This is a genomic window from Singulisphaera photorubra (assembly GCF_045290345.1).
GTDB lineage: Bacteria > Planctomycetota > Planctomycetia > Isosphaerales > Isosphaeraceae > Singulisphaera.
The window spans coordinates 75,148-91,624 of record NZ_CP155447.1; the positions used below are offsets into that span (position 1 = coordinate 75,148).

A 16,477-nucleotide genomic window follows, 5' to 3' on the forward strand; every position below is an offset into this window, starting at 1 on the left:
GGGCGACTTTCACCGACGTGGACGGGCCTGGATTCCACCGAGCAGGGTACACGACGCGTGAGGAGCACCGGAATGGGGCGAATTACTGGTGGCTTTGCGAAACGTGTTATGAAGAGCACAAGATCATATTAGGATGGACGAATAGCGAATAAATTGATGCCAACGCCAGGCACTTCAATGGAGAGGACCGGAACGAGCCGTGCCCAAAATGCGCATCGCCGTGCGAGAAGTCCACGCCCATCAGCTAATGCCCACTCGGAGTTATTTGAAGATCCGCTGCGTGAAAAGATAGAAGTTCTTCCCCCACTCGGTGGCGTCGTGGCCGTGGGAGTCGACGTGCCAGACGTGCGGAACGTCGTGCTCCTTGAGATAGGCGTGGAGATCCTGGCTGATGCGGATCAGCCCGTCCTTGTTCCCGCAGGCGAGCCAGAGCAGCTTGAGCTTGCCGCGTGCGACGTCGGGGTCGGGGACGAGCTTGGCGGGCGGGAGCGTGTTGGGGGCCGAGGAGAAGCCGCCGACCCACGCGAAAAGGTCCAGGTGCTTCAGGCCGAAGTTCAGGCTCTGGCCGCCACCCATGGAAAGGCCGGCGAGACCACGGTGCTCGCGGTCAGTAGCCACGGAATAACGCGACTCGATGGCGGGGATGACGCTCACGAGCAAGTCCTGCTCGAAAGCCGCGAAGGCCGGGGCCGCAGCGTAGATGTTCCGCTCGGGCCGGTCATTTTTCTGAGCCCGGCCGTTGGGCATGACGACGATCATCGGCGTCGCCTTGCCGTCGGCGATCAGGTTGTCCAGAATCGTTCCGGGAGCGCAGAACCTCTGCCACTCCGTCTCGTCGCCGCCGATCCCGTGGAGCAGGTAGAGGACGGGGTACTTCTTCTCGGACGAGTAACCCGGCGGCGTGTACACGTTCATCTTCCGTCGCGTGCCGACCGATTTCGAGTCGTATTCGACCATCTCCAGCTTGCCGTGCGGGATGTCCTCGCGGGCCGTCTTGTAATTGGCCGGGGGGTCGTCAAAGGCGGGCTTGTCGTCGGGGTTGAGCACGATCGGGCCGCCGAATCCCCCGCGAGGGCGCTTGGACGCGCCTTCAGGCCGCTTCGGCTCCTGGGCTTGGGCAACCCATGCCGTAGTCAAGAACAGGGCCAGACAAACGCCGTACTTCATCATGGAACTCCGGATCCTGGCGCATCGATCGGCAAGCCGTCAGTTTATCGGGACGGTCATTGGGCGTCTCCCCTTCGATGCCGGACTCTGCGCGGGTTCCGTCTCTCGCGACCGCTTCACGCCGCTCCGATCCCTGACGCGGGGATAGCTGACCGGCCTGTCAACGCTCGCTCCGCCAAGGGCGGAGTACCGCCTGACCCAGGCCAACGCACACTAAAGTGTTGATCCAGTAAGATCTTGCATAACACAAGGCATCCAAGCTGTGCATGGCACAGGTTCTAGGCAAGTCGCCGTGGTCAACGACCTCACAATACCCCCCCAAAAAATATCCCAAGTCTCCCGTCTTAAGCTCCTGGAGATGACGGGCTCAGATCTTTCGTCTGAGCGTTTGCGATCCCAATGAATGCGAACTGTGCCAACACGGCAAAAATCAGGGTCTTCATCGACGCCTCCGCTTTTTACCCTTGTAGTCGAGAAACGATCATTGACCTTACATAGCCGCAACATAAATACATCCCAATAATTAAAACAGGCTACACTTTTCGTAATTTCTTTCACTTCGAATGTCCGGGTCGAAGCCCACGAGCGGCCTTTGCTCCAACGTGAGGTCGATCATCAGGGGAACTCGATCTTCTCTCAACGAAACCTCGACCGCCACGTAAGATCACCTTGGAGATACCAGATGAATGCCGAGATCACCCGGTCGAGCGTGATCGGGCCGTCGACCGCCCTGTAATGGGCGTCTTGGAAGCCGTCGCGATACTCAAGCTCGTATTCGTAGGGCGGCTCCTTCTGCTCGCCGCACTGCATGTACGACTCTGGGCCGGTCGACAGGATAGCGAACTCCTCCTCGTCGATATGTAGCTTAGGTGCCTGGCCACCTTATTATGCCCCAGCGGAGGAATTGGGCGACCGCCTGAGCGTAGGCGGCCCGCGTGTTAGGGTTGTTGATGTTGGCGGTGAAGAATTCGAGGAAACCGCTTGGCGGCACCGTCGCCCGCGTCGGCGATGATGACCGGGACGGTCAGCAAACGGCCTTTGGATTGGGGAACAAGGTCGGTGCTCATTGGCCGTTTCCCCGAGCATCGTCCAAGTGGGTGGACTGCTCGACCGTGATGATTAACCGCCTCTCCTCGTCGAAGCAGAAATCGACGATGCGGCAACCGACCAATTTTTCCGCCGGGAGCTTCGCTGCGGTGAAGTAGAAGGCTTGTTGTCCGCCAATCATCGGGTCTTCGTCGAAATCGATGAAGAAGGAATATCGATCCGGCAACCCGATCATCTTGCTACCCGAGCCATTCATTGCATCCATGATCGCACTTTCCGTTCGGTCTGGTAGGACATAACGCCCTTTATGTCCTAACAAACGGGGCCGAGCCAAGGAGACGATTGGATGAATGCAAATTTGTCGAAAGGGGTTCGCTGGGGAGGGATGAAACAGTAACTCGCTTTATGCAACGCCAATCCGGAGTCAATGTCAAGCGGGGGATTGGGGTGCAATGAAGCCAACTCCAGGCACTTCAATGGAGAAGTCTGGGCGGTTTACGTAGAGCTCCTTCCCGGTTCGCACTCGCGATCGGCTTCCCAAAACTCCTGGCCTACTTAGCTTAGGTGCCTGGCCACCTTATTATGCTTTAAACTCAGGATCAAACCATAATTGATTTTATAATCTTATCAACAATTCTGTTTTCATCTCCTTTTGAAGCCATTTTGCAATTATAAGAAGCGATCACCACTCGATCAGAATTCGCAATCGCCCAAAGCCTCCAAGCGTCCCCATCGATTGAGTACTCCGTGTAGGCTTGAGACATCCTCTGGTTAGGGGATGTTTTGTGAACGATATGAACGTTGCCACTTTCCAGCACCTGCTTTGGCACAAAGTTTAGGATCACATTCTCTGGGTCCGCCGAAATACCTTTTGGTGACTGCAGGCAAGAGATGTTCAGAGCACCTGCACCTTCAGGGTTGTAGAATGCGATGCTATGCGAAACCGCTTCATACTCCCAATGATCAGGAATCTCGAGAGAGTAGGCTCCGTTTGGATCATTAAAAACCTGTCCCATGATTTCTCTCCGCCCTTAAAAGTATTGTGTCTTCCGCAGTTTTGCGGACTTAGCCCCTCGATAGATCGTTGACTAGGCTTTCACCAACCTGCCTTAAAACTCAGCGATCACTTCAGGAGCTTTCTCAGACAACTCGCCTCTACCCCTCGATCCAATCCTCGCCGCTCGGATCGACACGCTGTCACACGTCCCACCCACCTCAAACCTACCGATCATCCCATCGGAGCGCGTGCCGTTGGTGGTATGAATTAGGACCGTTGCCGGTTCCCAAGTCGCGAGATGCTGGAATTCTCGCACAAGCCATAACGCTCCACCAAAATGGCTCTCAGGAAGCATCGATCCCAGGCGATTGGGCCTGAAACTTCCAACTGGCGTTCAACCGCGAGAGCCAGGAAGGAGGCCCCTTCACTCACCCCACAGTCGAGGTTTCGCATGGACTAAATCAGGGGTTCATGCAAACTCATGATGAACCAGGCCAGGTCACCCAATCTGTCGGAAGCAACAAAAAAGGGAGCCGGACGAATCCGGCTCCCTTTGATTTCATTCAGTATGGTCGACCCTGCTTGGGCAGGAGTCGGCTCAATACATGTCGTCGTAACCGCCGTGGCCGCCACCGCCGCCCGCGGGCTTCTTGTCTTCGGGGGCGTCGGCGATGAGCGCGTCGGAGGTCAACAGCAGGATGCTGACGCTCGCGGCGTTCTGCAGGGCCGAACGGGTGACCTTGGTCGGGTCGATGATGCCGGCCTTGACCAGGTCGGTGTACTCGTCCTTGAGGGCGTCGTAGCCAAAGTTGCCTTTGCCTTCGGCGACCTTGCTGACGACCACGCCACCATCCTGGCCCGCGTTCTGGGCGATCTGGTGGATCGGAGCCGAGCAGGCGCGGACGATGATCTGGTAGCCGGCCTCTTCGTCAGCGTTGAGACCGCTCGACTTGACGGTCTTGGCAGCGCGAAGCAGGGCGACTCCGCCACCGGGGAGGATCCCCTCTTCCAAGGCGGCGCGAGTGGCGTGAAGGGCGTCCTCGACGCGAGCCTTCTTCTCCTTCATCTCGCTCTCGGTCGCCGCACCGACGTTGATCTTGGCAACGCCGCCGGCGAGCTTCGCGAGTCGCTCTTCGAGCTTCTCACGATCGTAGTCGCTCTTGGTCTCGGCGATCTCACGGCGGATCGCTTCGATGCGGCCCTTGATCGCGTCGCTCGTGCCTGAGCCTTCGATGATCGTCGTGTTGTCCTTGTCGACCTGGACCTTTTTGGCCTGGCCGAGGTCGGTCAACGCCACGTTCTCGAGCTCGAGGCCGAGGGCCTCGAAGATCGGCTTGCCACCGGTCAGGACGGCAATGTCTTCGAGCATCGCCTTGCGGCGATCACCGTAACCGGGGGCTTTCACAGCCGCGCACCGGAAGGTGCCACGAAGCTTGTTGATGACCAAGGTGGCCAGCGCTTCGCCTTCGAGGTCTTCGGCGATGATCAAGAGGGGCTTGCCCGTCTGGGCGACCTTCTCGAGCACCGGGACGAGGTCCTTGACCGACGAGATTTTCTTCTCGTAGATCAGGACGTAGGCGTCTTCAAGGACCGCCTCCATCGTGGTCGGGTTGGTGACGAAGTAGGGGCTCAGGTAACCCCGGTCGAACTGCATCCCCTCGACCCACTCGACCTCGGTCTTGAGCGACTTGCCCTCTTCGACCGTGATCACGCCGTCTTTGCCGACCTTCTCGGTCGCTTCGGCGATCATCTTGCCGACCTCGGTGTCGAAGTTCGACGCCACGGTGGCCACCTGCTCGGTCTCCTTGGTGCTGGAGACCTTGGTGCTCAGCTTGTGGAGCTCTTCGACGATGTCGGATACAGCCTTGTCCATCCCGCGCTTCATGAGCATCGGGTTGACGCCGGCGACGACGGCCCGGAGGCCTTCGTTGTAGATCGCCTCGGCCATGACGGTCGCGGTGGTGGTGCCGTCGCCGGCAACGTCGGAGGTCTTGCTGGCAACCTCCTTCACCATCTTCGCGCCCATGTCTTCATACTTGTCTTCCAGCTCGATCTCTTTGGCGACGGTGACGCCGTCCTTGGTGACCGTGGGCGAGCCGAACGACTTCTGGATGATGACGTTACGGCCGCGGGGGCCGAGGGTCACCTTGACCGCGCGGGCCAGCTTCGCCACACCGCGCTGCATCGCCTGACGGGCGTCCTGATCGAACGCGATCATCTTGGCAGCCATGAATCAGTCACTCCCTCTCAGGATTTCGATTGGATTGGGTCACAGGTCTAGGAGGTGGGTGCTTCCGCGGTCCGTCAGTCAATGACCGCCAGGATGTCGTCTTCACGCATCAGGAGAACCTTCTGGTCCCCTTCAATCTTGAACTCGTCCCCCGCATAGGACGTGAACAGAACCTGATCGCCGACCTTAACCTGCAGCTCGCGGCGCTTGCCGTCCTTGGTGATCCGCCCATCTCCCACGGCGAGGACCTTCCCCTTCTGCGGCTTGTCCTTGGCAGTGTCGGGCAGCACGATCCCCCCGGCGGTCGTCCCCTTCGCTTCTTCTCGCTCGACCACCACGCGATCGCCCAACGGCTTGAGATTCATCGGTCCGGTCTCCTTGCAGTGCAACCTAAGCCTCGGGCAACCCCGAGAACCCTCGCAACCGATGCACCCGCCAGCAGAAACAGGCGAATGCAGGCGCTAGATGACATGCCAGGGAGTATGCAAGCGACGTGCCTTCAGAAAAATTGCATTGCAACTCACTGGCAACCAATAGGTTACGCCGCCTAGCCCGATTTCCCGACCACCCTTTAGTCTGCCGATCGAGACACCCTGGCCGAACCCGGCTGCCATTTCGGCAGGGGCCTTCACGCAGGAAGTTGCGGGTTCAGTCCCGGTGTGATGGATTCAGGACGCGGGTCAGCAACTCCCACGCGTTGCCTTGGATCAGCGCGGTGGCGGTGTCGGTGTCGAACGACGCGGCAAGCCAGGCGACAACCTCGGCGACGGTGCCGAGCCCGGCAAGCGTCTGATCAACGCCAAGGAAGTCGGTGCCGATGGCGATCCCCTCGGGGCCGGGCCGGCCCAAGAACGGGATCGACGCAGTGGTCTCGATGGCCGCCTTGATCTGGTCGGCCGCCGTGAAGAAGGGGGGACTGACGCTCAGCCCGACCACACCCCCCAACGCCCGGAGCCGGGTCAGATTCTCGAGCGTGATGGCCCGAGGACTGTCGTACGCCTCGTGCCACAACGTTCCATGACTGTAGACGGGAATCACCCGGGCCGCCCGGGCTGGCTCGGCCTCGAACCAGGCGAGCGCCTCGGAGGCGGCCCTGGGGTTGAGGTGGGCCAGGTCGAATACGGGACGAGAACCGCCGGGCTCGATGACCAGGTCGGCCAGAGTCTGCAAAAAGAGCCGACCCAGGTCGGTGAGCCCGCGATCATCGCCGGGCGCTGACGACCCTGCCAGCACGCTGGTCGCCGTGTAGACCGGTTGGAAGAGCCGGACCCCACGTTCGAACAGGCGTGGCAAGTGACCGAGATCCTCCTCGCTACGCACCAGGGCATCGAATCCCTCAATCCCGATCAGGCCCCAGCAGAGGCCCTCCGGGTCATCGAGGCAGCGGGCCAGGTCCTCGGGGCCAATCAGGAGGCGGCCTGGAAATTCTGCCTCGATCCGCGCGATCAAGGCGCCGAGGGCCGCCCACGGATCGGCCTGGCTCGACCAGTCCTCGGCCCTTCGATAGCAGGAGAGGATGGCGACCCAGGTTCCTTGCAAGTAACCGTCGGACTGCCCGAGGCGGCCGAGCACGCCGGGATAAAGCGCCGGGTCGAAGACGGTCGTCTCCTGCGCATACTGCAAGATCCAGTCCGTATGGAGGTCGATCAGGCGAGGCGGAGTCTTCGGTTTCATCGTCATTCCTGATCGGAACGTGCCGAGGGTGGAAACGCGTTGGTCGGTGCCGCACGGGTTCCGAGCACGGAACCCGTGGCACCCAGCCTTTTGCTCGTTTCCCGGATCAATGCGGCCGACTCTGAGAGATTCTAACGATTGATGAAGGGCTCGAGTGGCACGCGTTCCAGGAATCGCTGGACGACCCCTCGAAGTCCGTTCCAGCGAACGACATCCTGCGTGACCTTGGACTCGTTCCGGCCGACCCAGGCGACTGGCGGAGCGTCGGCCAGAAGTGGGTTGCCGAGTTGGCCGGGCCAGACGGCCCCCAGGCGATGCGAGGGAAGGGTACCCCAGAAAGCACGCACCGTCGTACCGGCCGATCGACTGGGATCGTCCTTCGCGGAGAGGCACGCTGTAAGCGAGGACTCGCCCCACCCGAACAAGAGGGTCGACTCGCGTTGAACCATCACGATCGGCCGATTCCAGACCTCGCCCAGGATCAGGCCCCCCTCCGCCCGCGGCTCGAGCTTCGTTTGCCCGATGGCCGACGCGAGGCGAGGAACAAAGCGAGTGGCGAGCCGCTCGGCGATCTGGGCGTCGGCGACGTGTAAGGCCACGACGATCGCGCCGAGGCCCCCTTTCTGATCGGATGTCGCAAAGGCCGTGAGACCTCGAACCTGGGGAAAGAGATCGACCTCGGGTCTCACCCCCGTGCCGAAGGAGAGCAAGTTCAGCCGCGTCCGCAATGGAGCGACCGACTCCTTCCCCGGCGCAGCGCGCTCCACGCGATCGGCCCAGGCAAACCGTGCGTCCCAGGCTTGGGGACTTGCGTCGATGGAGAAGGCTCCGGCCGCGATGACCTCCGAGGCCGGAATCCAGTCGAGCCAGGTAGACTCGAGGATGGGGCCACCGAGGGTCGTCTTCAGTTCTCCCGTCATCGCAACCTCAACCGACTCTCCCTCAATTCCGGCTCGACCTTCAAGACTGCGCCAACCGCTGGCCCGGACCGCTTCAATAATCTGCCGACTCACGACCGAACCCGCCAACGGAAGCGCCTCGGGGTTGAATTTGACGACCCAGCCGGACGCACTTTCGGAAGCTTCGATGTTGTCGAGCTGACCGGCCGCGTCGCGGGCCGACGGAAGGTCGGCTCGCGAGCTCGCGATCACCAGCTTGCCCGGAATCCGGAGGGCCAAGGGGGCCCCCGGCTGGCCAAGGCGATCGACCTTCATGTCAAGGTAAGGGGAGTCGGGACCGCCGTCGGTCAGGGCCATCGCGGTGGTCAGGGCCGAAAGGGCACCGTCGTCCCGCGGAGCGACCACGTACCAGCGAAGGCGTCCGTCAACCGGATCGAGGCCCAGACCAATCTGCCCGCCGTCGAAATTGCGAAGCTCGCGAATCATCCCCGGATTGAGCGCGGCAATCGCGGCTTCGGTCGCTTTGGCCAGCCCTTTGACTTTGAGGTCGCGCGTCGCCCGCTTCCAGGCCGCCATCGCCGCGGCCGGGTGGGGGGCCCGCGTCCCCTTGAACAGGGCGATCAACCGTTCGAGCTGTCGCTCGGGGTGCACGAGTTGAATCGTCAGGGCCTCGGTCGGCTCGGCTCCTCGCGCCCAGGTCGCTCCGAGGCTAACACCCACGCTCACGATGACAATGACTACTGCCTTGTAGGCCATCTCCACTCCATGGTCGCAAACGCGGATTCGCCTTGGATTCTGACCGGCGGGTTCGGGTCGGCTCATCATCCCTTGGTGAGCGCCCATTCCCTTTAAAGTCTGGAACGCAACACTCTCGTCGTCCACCGGACCAAAGTGGCGCAATCCTCCCGGCCGTGGCCTGAGCGATTGACGCCCGTGACTTGATCCCAGAATTCTTGGTGGGATTCAAGGCCGCTTCGCTCTTATTCAGGGCGTATCCGACTTGGTAGACTGGGATTTTATGAGCACAAATACGCCTTACGTCATTGATACCTCCCCCGAGACTTTCGAGCAGGACGTGATCGCACGTTCGTCGGAACTCCCGGTGGTGATCGACTTCTGGGCCGAGTGGTGCGCACCTTGCCGCACGCTGGGACCGATCCTCGAGCGGCTGGCGGCGGAGTACGACGGGAAGTTCCTCCTGGTCAAAGCGAACACCGAGGAAGTGTCCCAGCTCGCCTCCGCCTTCGGCGTCCGCTCCATCCCCGCTGTCTTCGGCCTGGTCGATGGCCGTGTGAGAGACTCGTTCGTAGGCGTCTTGTCCGAGTCCGCAATCCGGGAGTTCCTCGATCGACTGATGCCAACGCCGGCGGAAGCGGCGGTCAAAGAGGCGAAAGAACTGGAAGCGACGGACAGTCAGGCCGCCGAGGCCAAATATCGAAGTGTTCTCGAGTTACTCCCCAATGAACCGGTGATCAAGATCGGGCTGGCCCGAACCTTGCTCGCTCAAGATCGGCTGGAGGAGGGGCTTGCTCTGATCGCCGCGCTCGAGCGTCGAGGATTCCTCGAGCCGGAGGCCGAGAAGGTGAAAGCCGAGCTCACACTCCGCGGTCAAGGACAGGCGACGGGAGGGGTCGAGGCGGCCCGCGCCGCGGCGGAAGCCAACCCCAAAGATCTGGCCCTCAAGCTTGCGCTCGCCGAAGCCCTTGCCTCCGCCGGTCAGTATGAGGAGGGTTTGAATCTTTGCCTCGAACTCGTCGAGCGCGACCGCAAGGGAGTCGGGGAGAAGGCCCGCAAGACCATGCTCGCCATCTTCCAACTTCTCGGGGACGCGGAGATCGTGGGCGACTACCAGCGGAAGCTGGCCACCGTCCTCTTCTGACGCGACGTCTCCGTGTCGGCGAACGGCTGATTGCTCTTGAGCCAAAATCGATCCTTTGCTAAGTTTCGACTTGCCCGGTCCCCTGACCTGCGCAACCGATCAACTCAGAGGATGGGACGCCACCATTTTTTTTGGGCGTTCCATCCGCCTCGATCGACGACGCTCGAACCGATCCTACTCAACTGAACTTGCCCCGACGCCAGCCCGGCAAGGAGGCCACTGGCATGGACCGCCGCTCGGCCATGTTCCTGACGCTTCTGGGAGGCCTCGTCCCCCGGGGCCTGCTTGCGCAATCCACCAAGCGACGCACCACGTCCGCTTCATCCAAAGGCCGCGGCACGGCTCTCGAACCGTCTCCGCTGAGACGGTCGCGCACCGATGCTCGACTCGACAATGATCCGGATGCAAGCGCGGAGGAAGCGGAGGAGGAGGTTCCTCCCAACCTCCCCGCTGAACCGGGTCAGCAGTGGCGAAACTACGATATTTCCCACTACACCAGCCTGGCCAACAATCAAAACAGTCCCCAAAACGCCATCATCGAATGGATCTTCCGCCGGACAACCCAGGCGGAATGGCACGGCGACAAGATCGCCGTCCTGAGCGCCAGCCGCGCTCAGGTGCGCGCCTATAACAACGCCAACGTCCTCAAGAAGGTCGATGAGGTCATCGAGCGGTTCACCAACGCTCAGCACGACATCCTCTCGATCCGGATTCGCTTCGTCGCGGCCGTCGACAGCCGCTGGCGGTACGCCGTCTACTCCCGGCTGACGCCCGTTGGCAGCGGCCCGCAGGGACAGCAGGTCTGGACCCTGAAAACCGAGGATTCCGCCTTCGCCCTGGCCCAGATGCAGATCCACCAGGGCTTCAAGCTGCTCACCGATCAAAAGGTCGAGCTGGTCAACGGCCAGACCCTCGTGATCAAAACCTCTGAGCCGCGGGGCTACACCGGTGGACTCCAACGCGAGAGCGCGGCAGGGCTCGGCTACCAACCGCGCACCGAGCAGCTCGAAGAGGGGATCACGCTCAAGCTCAGCCCACTGCTCACCTTCGATGGGGACGCACTCGACGCGGCCATCGAGCTGACGGCCAATACGGTCAAGAACTTCCACCGGACCCGAGTCATCGCCCCGCGCGAGGTCGGCCCGAGCGAGCTCACTATCGATGTCCCCGAGGTCACCGAGTCGCGGCTGAATCAGACGGTCAAGAGCTGGCCCTTGAAGCAAACCCTGCTGATCTCGGCGGGGATCCAGCCGGGCATCCTCCAATCCAAGAGCGGCCTCTTCAACTTGAGGATTCCTGGAACCGTCCCGACCGGCACCGAGTTGCTTGTCTTCCTCGAGGCCGAGGCCAAGGGACGTACCGCACCGGACCGTGACCGCGAATAATCAAGCCTCCCGCCCAACGCTCGAATTCTTGTCGATCTCCCAGACCCAGCGGGATCGGGCGGACCTCGGCGAGGGATCGGGAAGCGGTTGAAACTTCCTTTCTTTTTTCTCAGATGACTCCGGACACCGAGGACAAGCGAGAACGCCTCGCGCCTCGGGTTCGTTGATCTGAACTTGGAATCCAGGAAGCTTCAACCTCTTTGGTTTTTACAAGGCAATTTCGAGCAAGACCGGGTCTCGCTCCGGGGTCATCCGGTCTCGCCACTCGGCGGGGATGCGGGTATAACCAACGTGTCAAGCTTGAGCTCGTCCCTTGAGAGGCCCCCGCATCACCATGCAGTCTCCCACGTCCGGCCCGGCGGTGGCTTCAGATCAAGAATTCGGCCGCGTTCCGACGCTGAGTGGAAGGCGATTCGCCCTCTGGGTCCTGTTCAGCATGAACCTGCTGAACTACATCGACCGCTACTCGTTCTTCGCGGTCGGCACGCACATCAAAGACGCGTTGCAGATCACCGACTTCCGGCTCGGGTTGCTCAACTCGTCGTTCATGATCGTCTATACGATTGCTTCGCCGCTGGTCGGCTGGTTTGGCGACCGATATAGCCGTCGGGTGATGCTGGCTCTCGGTGTCGGGCTTTGGAGCGTGGCGACGGTCGGAACCGCATTCTCGCAAAATTATCAGCAGATGTTCTTTTGGCGTTCTCTGCTCGGCGTCGGCGAGGCAACCTATGGCGTCATCGCCCCCGCGCTACTGGCCGACCTGTTCCCGCCGAAGGAGCGGGGACGGGTGATGGGACTCTACTTCCTGGCCTTGCCGCTCGGCGGAGCGCTTGGGTATGGGATCGGGGGCTGGGTCGCCGATGCCTGGCACTGGCGGGCGGCCTTCTGGGTTGTCGGCCTGCCGGGCCTTCTCGTGGCGCTGCTCGGCCTGGTGATTCATGATCCTGGGCGTGGTGCTTCGGAAGGGAGAACGCACGCCGGGAAGGCGGACCGCCCGACAATTCGCGACTACCTGGCCCTGTTCCGGAACCGGACGTTCCTCTGGAACACGGCCGGAATGGCGGCCGTCACGTTCGCCAGCGGGGGCTACGCCGCCTGGGGTTCAACCTTCTACCAGACGGTCCGCGGCATGTCAGCCAAGGCAGCCGGGCTCTGGATCGGTGGTCTGACCGCAATGGCCGGCCTGCTCGGGATCGCCTGTGGGACCTGGTTTGCTGACTTCCTGCTCAGGTTTACCCGCCGCGCCTACCTCTTAATGGCCTGCTTCGCCGTCTTGATCGCGACCCCATTCGCCCTGCTTGGGATCCTCGATCCGGAGCTGGTCACCTCACTCGGCCTGCTGTTCGTTGCGATGGTGATGTTGGCCTCGGTTCTCGGTCCGTGCAACGCCGTCACGGCCAACGTCGTCCCCGCGAATCAGCGTGCCGCTGGTTATGCGCTGAGCATTTTCTTGATCCATCTCCTGGGCGACATCAGCTCTCCAATCCTGATCGGCACCGTCTCCGACCTGTTCGCGGATCCGAGCATTGCCTCATCACAGATCGGCCAGATGCTCGCGAGCCTGGGCGCGAAGTCGGTCCGCGACAGCAACCTGATCGTGGGAATGCTCTCCGTGGTTCCGGTCATGCTCCTCGGCGGCCTCTTCTTCTACCTCGGCTCGCGTCATCTTCCCGAAGACCAGGCGCGGGCCCAAAAGTCCCACTCTCTTTCCGACGATTCGGCGGGCGTGATCCTGGGGCACTGACCTGGTCCCCAGGGGTCGCGGCCACGGTCGAAGAATCCACAGCAGATCGGACCGAAAGGGCTCCACCACCGCCCGATCGGCGATTCTTGCCGACACCAGCGACCTCCCTTTTTCAACGCACAACCATCAACCGCTTTTTCCCCTGTAGCCGCGAAAGATCCACACCCACAACGCATCCTTTGCATCCAAATCCGCAGACCTGTCCCATCATACCATTTCCAGTAAGCCTCGGATTCGCTTCTGGACCCGGCGGTTGGTCAGCATTCCGCTGTGCGTCACCCCTAACGGCACCAGAGTGATCCGCGGGTCGCCTCGGAACGTCGAGACGGCCGACGGGGGAGGAATCAAGGTGTCGCCACGGTACCGCCTGAGGTTGTTCCGAAACCAAGTTTGGCCCGGCACGGTTCGGACGGGATGGCTGGCGAAAATGTCCTGGCCGACGGGAAGCACCTTGCCGCCGCGACCGAGCTTTGCGGAGACGGTGGTCGGTGTCGTCTTTGTGGCCCCGTAGACATCCCACACGTGGCCGACCAAGGACGCGAACTGATTGGGGTCGTCCCCACCATTGACGTCCAGTAGCAGGTTGTTCCGAAACGCCGGATTCCGGTTGATGCTCTTGCCGTCCAAGAACTTATAAGTGGCCATGATATCCCGGAACGCCGGGATGTACTGACGCACAAAAATCTCGGGATCGGGCTGCCCCTGAGCATTCATGATGCTGTCCGCGGTGATCGGCGGTTGGTTCGGCCGACTGACCGTGGCCAGCCCCGCGGCCACGTCCTGATAGACCAGGTTGAGGATTGGATAAAGCCCTCCTTGGTTGGGATCGCTCCCCGGTCCGACGTAGTTGTTGTTCAGCCAGTTATAGGCGATCGACACTCCTTCGTTCGCCCCCCCCATCGAGATGAAGTCGTTGATCGGAGGTAGGTCAGGACTGCCGTAGTCAGGGCTGGCCAGGTAGGCGCGGGTGAGGAAGTAGCCATAACTGTGCGAGATCACGTTCACAGCCGGCGGCGCCACTCCGCCATGATCGTTGGCCCAGGCCTGGGATGCCTTCCTGATCGCGTAGGCGAGATAGTCGACGCCGTACTCGAACGTGTTATCCGTCAACTGGGCCGTCGTCAAACCGGTGAGTTGGCCGTCCGCCACTCCGTCGGTCGGAGCCGCCGCCAGGCGCCAGTCGGCGACGGCGACGAACAGGTCCTTGCCCTCGGTGTAGCCGTGAGCTAGCAGCGACTTGATGAACGGGACATAGGGCGAGTCGACGTCGACCCGGGTGCCTGCGATGTTGGCATGGATCGAGAAATCCCAGGTCAGACTGTCCGGCGACTGTCCCTCATTGTAGAGGAACTCGGTCACAGCGGCGGTCGAGTTCAGAGGATCCTGGCTGTCGACGATCGGGAACGACCCCGGCTGCCCGGGCACCACCACAAGCGGCAGCGCGGCGAGCACAATTCGCCCTTCCAATGCCTCGACCCGCGGGCGGCAAGCTCCACGTGCCCCACCACGAATCCGTCGCGAACCCCGAGAAAGCAACCACAATGACATCGTATTCACCAGATTGGTTTTTCATTTGCAATTGATCGGTTGTTTTAACTTAGCACCGCAATCTCTGATCGGCGCCCGGCAGTGCGCAATTCCGATTCGCGGGGCCACGGCCTGGGCCGCGCGCACTTCGACTCGCCTCCACCCAGTCATCGGATTGCTTCAGAACAGGAGTTGCCACAGCCCCTGAGCCTCGGGACAGCGATCAACACGAGAATCGACGACAATACACAAGCAAGCAACCACATATTAAAACAACCGCTTATGCCCACCCTGCGAGAATCTTGGGACCAAGGATGACGCAAAGGCCGATCGTGCCGAAGTGGGGAAAACGGGATCGGTCAAGCTCGACGCGAAAAACGAAACAACGGCGATGGCCCGATCCAAATGATCGGGCCACCGCCGTTGATAATCGTTCGTCTGCCGATCCCGCGAGGCGCGAGCGTTGTTTTGCTCAGTTCGCCTTGGGGGCCAGGCTCGGTGAGCCGGGCAAGGGGGGGAGGGAGACGGTCTTCTCGGCGGCCGGGGGAACAATCTTGCTGGCGGCCTGGCGAACATGCGGCGACTGATCGGAAGAGGCCATCTCGGCGAGCCGCTGGCGCACCTCCGGAGAGAGCCGGCCGGCCAGGGCTTCGACCGCACTGGCGCGGACCGAGGCTTCGCTGTCTCGCGTGAGCATGAGGAACCAGACGACCGGGTCGATGTCGGTCCGATCGCGAAGCAACGGGATCACCGAGACCCGCATCGCCGCCTTGGGATGATAGATCATCTTGCCGAGGCTGATCTGCTCATCGTTCAACCCACGCGTCTTGAGAATCGCTTCGGCCGTCTGGGTAATGCCCGGCTCGGGGTCGTACAGCCGCTTCAGAAGCGCTTCCTCGGTGAGTAGGGCCCGTCGCGTGGCGAACGAGATCATCACCTGGCGGCGAACCTCGCCGGCTCCCTGGCTCATGTCTTCCAGATAAGGGATCGCGGGGGCGGCCGCCGAATTGATCGGCAGCGTGCCCAGACAGGCGACCGCAGCCAACCGGACCTTGGGGGCGCGATCCGCCAAGGAGCGAACCACAGGCGTGTGCAGTCCTAGTTTCCAGTCGGCAAGAAGATTCTCTTCAGCGGGCGTGGGCGCCCGGCCGGGCAGCCAGCCCCACAGCCGGCTCACTTCGGTGAGGGCCGAGACTCGAACGTTGAGGTCGGAATCGGTCAGGCCCGACGCCAGGATGTCGTGCACCGGCGGTAGCACCTTGGGCCACGAGGCCGGGGCTCCCTCGACCGAGACCGAGAACTGATTGAGGATCTTGGTGGCCACGTTCAGCACCAAGGCTCGCCCGTAGGCCCCGTGCTTCCGATAGCCAGCCCGAAGCGCCGCCAGCGTTTCGAGCCACTCCGGCGTCGCTTCCTCACTGATCCCCGATTTTCTGGCCGACACCTGCTCATAGAGAACCGTCAACGCCTTGGCATTGCCGTCCCGTAACGCGGGCGTCAGCACGGATAGTGGGGTACTGGCATCGAACCGCGCCGCGATCGGTCGAGCCGCTGGTTTGCGACTCGCCATCCGGTAACCACCGATCGCCAACCCTGCCACAACCCCCAAGCTCAGAACGCCCGCAATCCAAACACCCGTTTGCCGTCGCTCTGGCATGGTTGCCTCCGTGCAAAGACCGTATTCCTCCCAATCCATTGGAGCGGCATCATAGTCCGAATCCGCGATCCGACAAGATCATTTATTCAAGCCTTCGTGGCAGGACAATCAAACTACCTAAAACCCCTTGCCTCCCAACAACCCTGAAAATTGCCGCAATCGGGGAAGCTCGATCAGGAACGAGGGCGATTTGACCGATCAATAAGCAAGGTGAACGCGAGGGCTACGGGGGAGGAGACCCCGACAGCTCCCCTGGCGTTCCGCGGCTTTT

General features: G+C 61.6%; 14 protein-coding genes. 3 read left to right on the forward strand and 11 right to left on the reverse strand.

What is annotated here, in order from left to right; genetic code table 11:
* Positions 1-261: 261 nt before the first annotated feature.
* The 9 genes from V5E97_RS00260 to V5E97_RS00300 all read right to left on the reverse strand — a co-directional run bounded on the left by V5E97_RS00260 (position 262) and on the right by V5E97_RS00300 (position 8,839).
* Complete coding sequence (locus tag V5E97_RS00260; protein ID WP_406697243.1) at positions 262-1,170, reverse strand: alpha/beta hydrolase; 909 nt, start codon at positions 1,168-1,170, stop codon at positions 262-264.
* A gap of 633 nt (positions 1,171-1,803) precedes the next feature.
* The gene (locus V5E97_RS00265; protein ID WP_406697244.1) at positions 1,804-1,977 is read right to left on the reverse strand and encodes a hypothetical protein; all 174 of its coding nucleotides are present in this window, start codon (positions 1,975-1,977) and stop codon (positions 1,804-1,806) included.
* A gap of 128 nt (positions 1,978-2,105) precedes the next feature.
* The gene (locus V5E97_RS00270) at positions 2,106-2,234 is read right to left on the reverse strand and encodes a hypothetical protein (RefSeq protein WP_406697246.1); all 129 of its coding nucleotides are present in this window, start codon (positions 2,232-2,234) and stop codon (positions 2,106-2,108) included.
* On the reverse strand, positions 2,231-2,449 hold the full coding sequence (locus tag V5E97_RS00275) for a hypothetical protein (RefSeq protein WP_406697247.1): 219 nt from the start codon (positions 2,447-2,449) through the stop codon (positions 2,231-2,233). The genes V5E97_RS00270 and V5E97_RS00275 overlap by 4 nt, the downstream gene beginning before the upstream one ends.
* 364 nt (positions 2,450-2,813) lie before the next feature.
* A complete protein-coding gene (locus V5E97_RS00280; RefSeq protein ID WP_406697248.1) occupies positions 2,814-3,230 on the reverse strand; it encodes a DUF3805 domain-containing protein in 417 nt (138 codons plus the stop codon).
* A gap of 579 nt (positions 3,231-3,809) precedes the next feature.
* Positions 3,810-5,441 (reverse strand): chaperonin GroEL, encoded by a 1,632-nt coding sequence (groL, locus tag V5E97_RS00285; RefSeq protein WP_406697249.1) that lies wholly within the window; start codon positions 5,439-5,441, stop codon positions 3,810-3,812.
* A gap of 74 nt (positions 5,442-5,515) precedes the next feature.
* A complete protein-coding gene (gene groES / locus V5E97_RS00290) occupies positions 5,516-5,806 on the reverse strand; it encodes a co-chaperone GroES (RefSeq protein WP_074317203.1) in 291 nt (96 codons plus the stop codon).
* Between the two features lie 283 nt (positions 5,807-6,089).
* Positions 6,090-7,115: a membrane dipeptidase gene (locus V5E97_RS00295; protein WP_406697250.1), complete on the reverse strand. Its 1,026-nt coding sequence runs from the start codon at positions 7,113-7,115 to the stop codon at positions 6,090-6,092.
* 131 nt (positions 7,116-7,246) lie between these two features.
* Complete coding sequence (locus V5E97_RS00300) at positions 7,247-8,839, reverse strand: hypothetical protein (protein WP_406697251.1); 1,593 nt, start codon at positions 8,837-8,839, stop codon at positions 7,247-7,249.
* Between the two features lie 193 nt (positions 8,840-9,032).
* Here V5E97_RS00300 and V5E97_RS00305 point away from each other — a divergent pair, with 193 nt between their 5' ends.
* The 3 genes from V5E97_RS00305 to V5E97_RS00315 all read left to right on the forward strand — a co-directional run bounded on the left by V5E97_RS00305 (position 9,033) and on the right by V5E97_RS00315 (position 13,022).
* The gene (locus V5E97_RS00305) at positions 9,033-9,893 is read left to right on the forward strand and encodes a tetratricopeptide repeat protein (RefSeq protein WP_406697252.1); all 861 of its coding nucleotides are present in this window, start codon (positions 9,033-9,035) and stop codon (positions 9,891-9,893) included.
* Between the two features lie 224 nt (positions 9,894-10,117).
* The gene (locus tag V5E97_RS00310) at positions 10,118-11,278 is read left to right on the forward strand and encodes a hypothetical protein (protein WP_406697253.1); all 1,161 of its coding nucleotides are present in this window, start codon (positions 10,118-10,120) and stop codon (positions 11,276-11,278) included.
* A 313-nt stretch (positions 11,279-11,591) separates the two neighbouring features.
* Positions 11,592-13,022 carry a spinster family MFS transporter gene (locus V5E97_RS00315; protein ID WP_406697254.1) on the forward strand — a complete coding sequence of 477 codons (1,431 nt, stop codon included), beginning with the start codon at positions 11,592-11,594 and terminating at the stop codon, positions 13,020-13,022.
* Positions 13,023-13,229: 207 nt separating this feature from the next.
* Here the strand turns inward: V5E97_RS00315 and V5E97_RS00320 are convergent, their stop codons facing one another.
* Together V5E97_RS00320 and V5E97_RS00325 are read right to left on the reverse strand one after the other, a co-directional pair.
* On the reverse strand, positions 13,230-14,474 hold the full coding sequence (locus tag V5E97_RS00320) for a hypothetical protein (RefSeq protein WP_406697256.1): 1,245 nt from the start codon (positions 14,472-14,474) through the stop codon (positions 13,230-13,232).
* A gap of 547 nt (positions 14,475-15,021) precedes the next feature.
* A complete protein-coding gene (locus V5E97_RS00325; RefSeq protein WP_406697257.1) occupies positions 15,022-16,206 on the reverse strand; it encodes a HEAT repeat domain-containing protein in 1,185 nt (394 codons plus the stop codon).
* Between the last annotated feature and the right edge of the window lie 271 nt (positions 16,207-16,477).

Bases quoted from the DNA above. Each gene is read 5' to 3' on its own strand.
- groES (WP_074317203.1), bottom strand. From the start codon at position 5,806: ATGAATCTCAAGCCGTTGGGCGATCGCGTGGTGGTCGAGCGAGAAGAA.
- V5E97_RS00310 (WP_406697253.1), top strand. From the start codon at position 10,118: ATGGACCGCCGCTCGGCCATGTTCCTGACGCTTCTGGGAGGCCTCGTC.
- V5E97_RS00265 (WP_406697244.1), bottom strand. From the start codon at position 1,977: ATGCAGTGCGGCGAGCAGAAGGAGCCGCCCTACGAATACGAGCTTGAG.
- V5E97_RS00300 (WP_406697251.1), bottom strand. From the start codon at position 8,839: ATGATGAGCCGACCCGAACCCGCCGGTCAGAATCCAAGGCGAATCCGC.
- V5E97_RS00325 (WP_406697257.1), bottom strand. From the start codon at position 16,206: ATGCCAGAGCGACGGCAAACGGGTGTTTGGATTGCGGGCGTTCTGAGC.
- V5E97_RS00275 (WP_406697247.1), bottom strand. From the start codon at position 2,449: ATGATCGGGTTGCCGGATCGATATTCCTTCTTCATCGATTTCGACGAA.
- V5E97_RS00305 (WP_406697252.1), top strand. From the start codon at position 9,033: ATGAGCACAAATACGCCTTACGTCATTGATACCTCCCCCGAGACTTTC.
- V5E97_RS00295 (WP_406697250.1), bottom strand. From the start codon at position 7,115: ATGAAACCGAAGACTCCGCCTCGCCTGATCGACCTCCATACGGACTGG.
- V5E97_RS00280 (WP_406697248.1), bottom strand. From the start codon at position 3,230: ATGGGACAGGTTTTTAATGATCCAAACGGAGCCTACTCTCTCGAGATT.
- V5E97_RS00270 (WP_406697246.1), bottom strand. From the start codon at position 2,234: ATGAGCACCGACCTTGTTCCCCAATCCAAAGGCCGTTTGCTGACCGTC.
- V5E97_RS00260 (WP_406697243.1), bottom strand. From the start codon at position 1,170: ATGATGAAGTACGGCGTTTGTCTGGCCCTGTTCTTGACTACGGCATGG.
- groL (WP_406697249.1), bottom strand. From the start codon at position 5,441: ATGGCTGCCAAGATGATCGCGTTCGATCAGGACGCCCGTCAGGCGATG.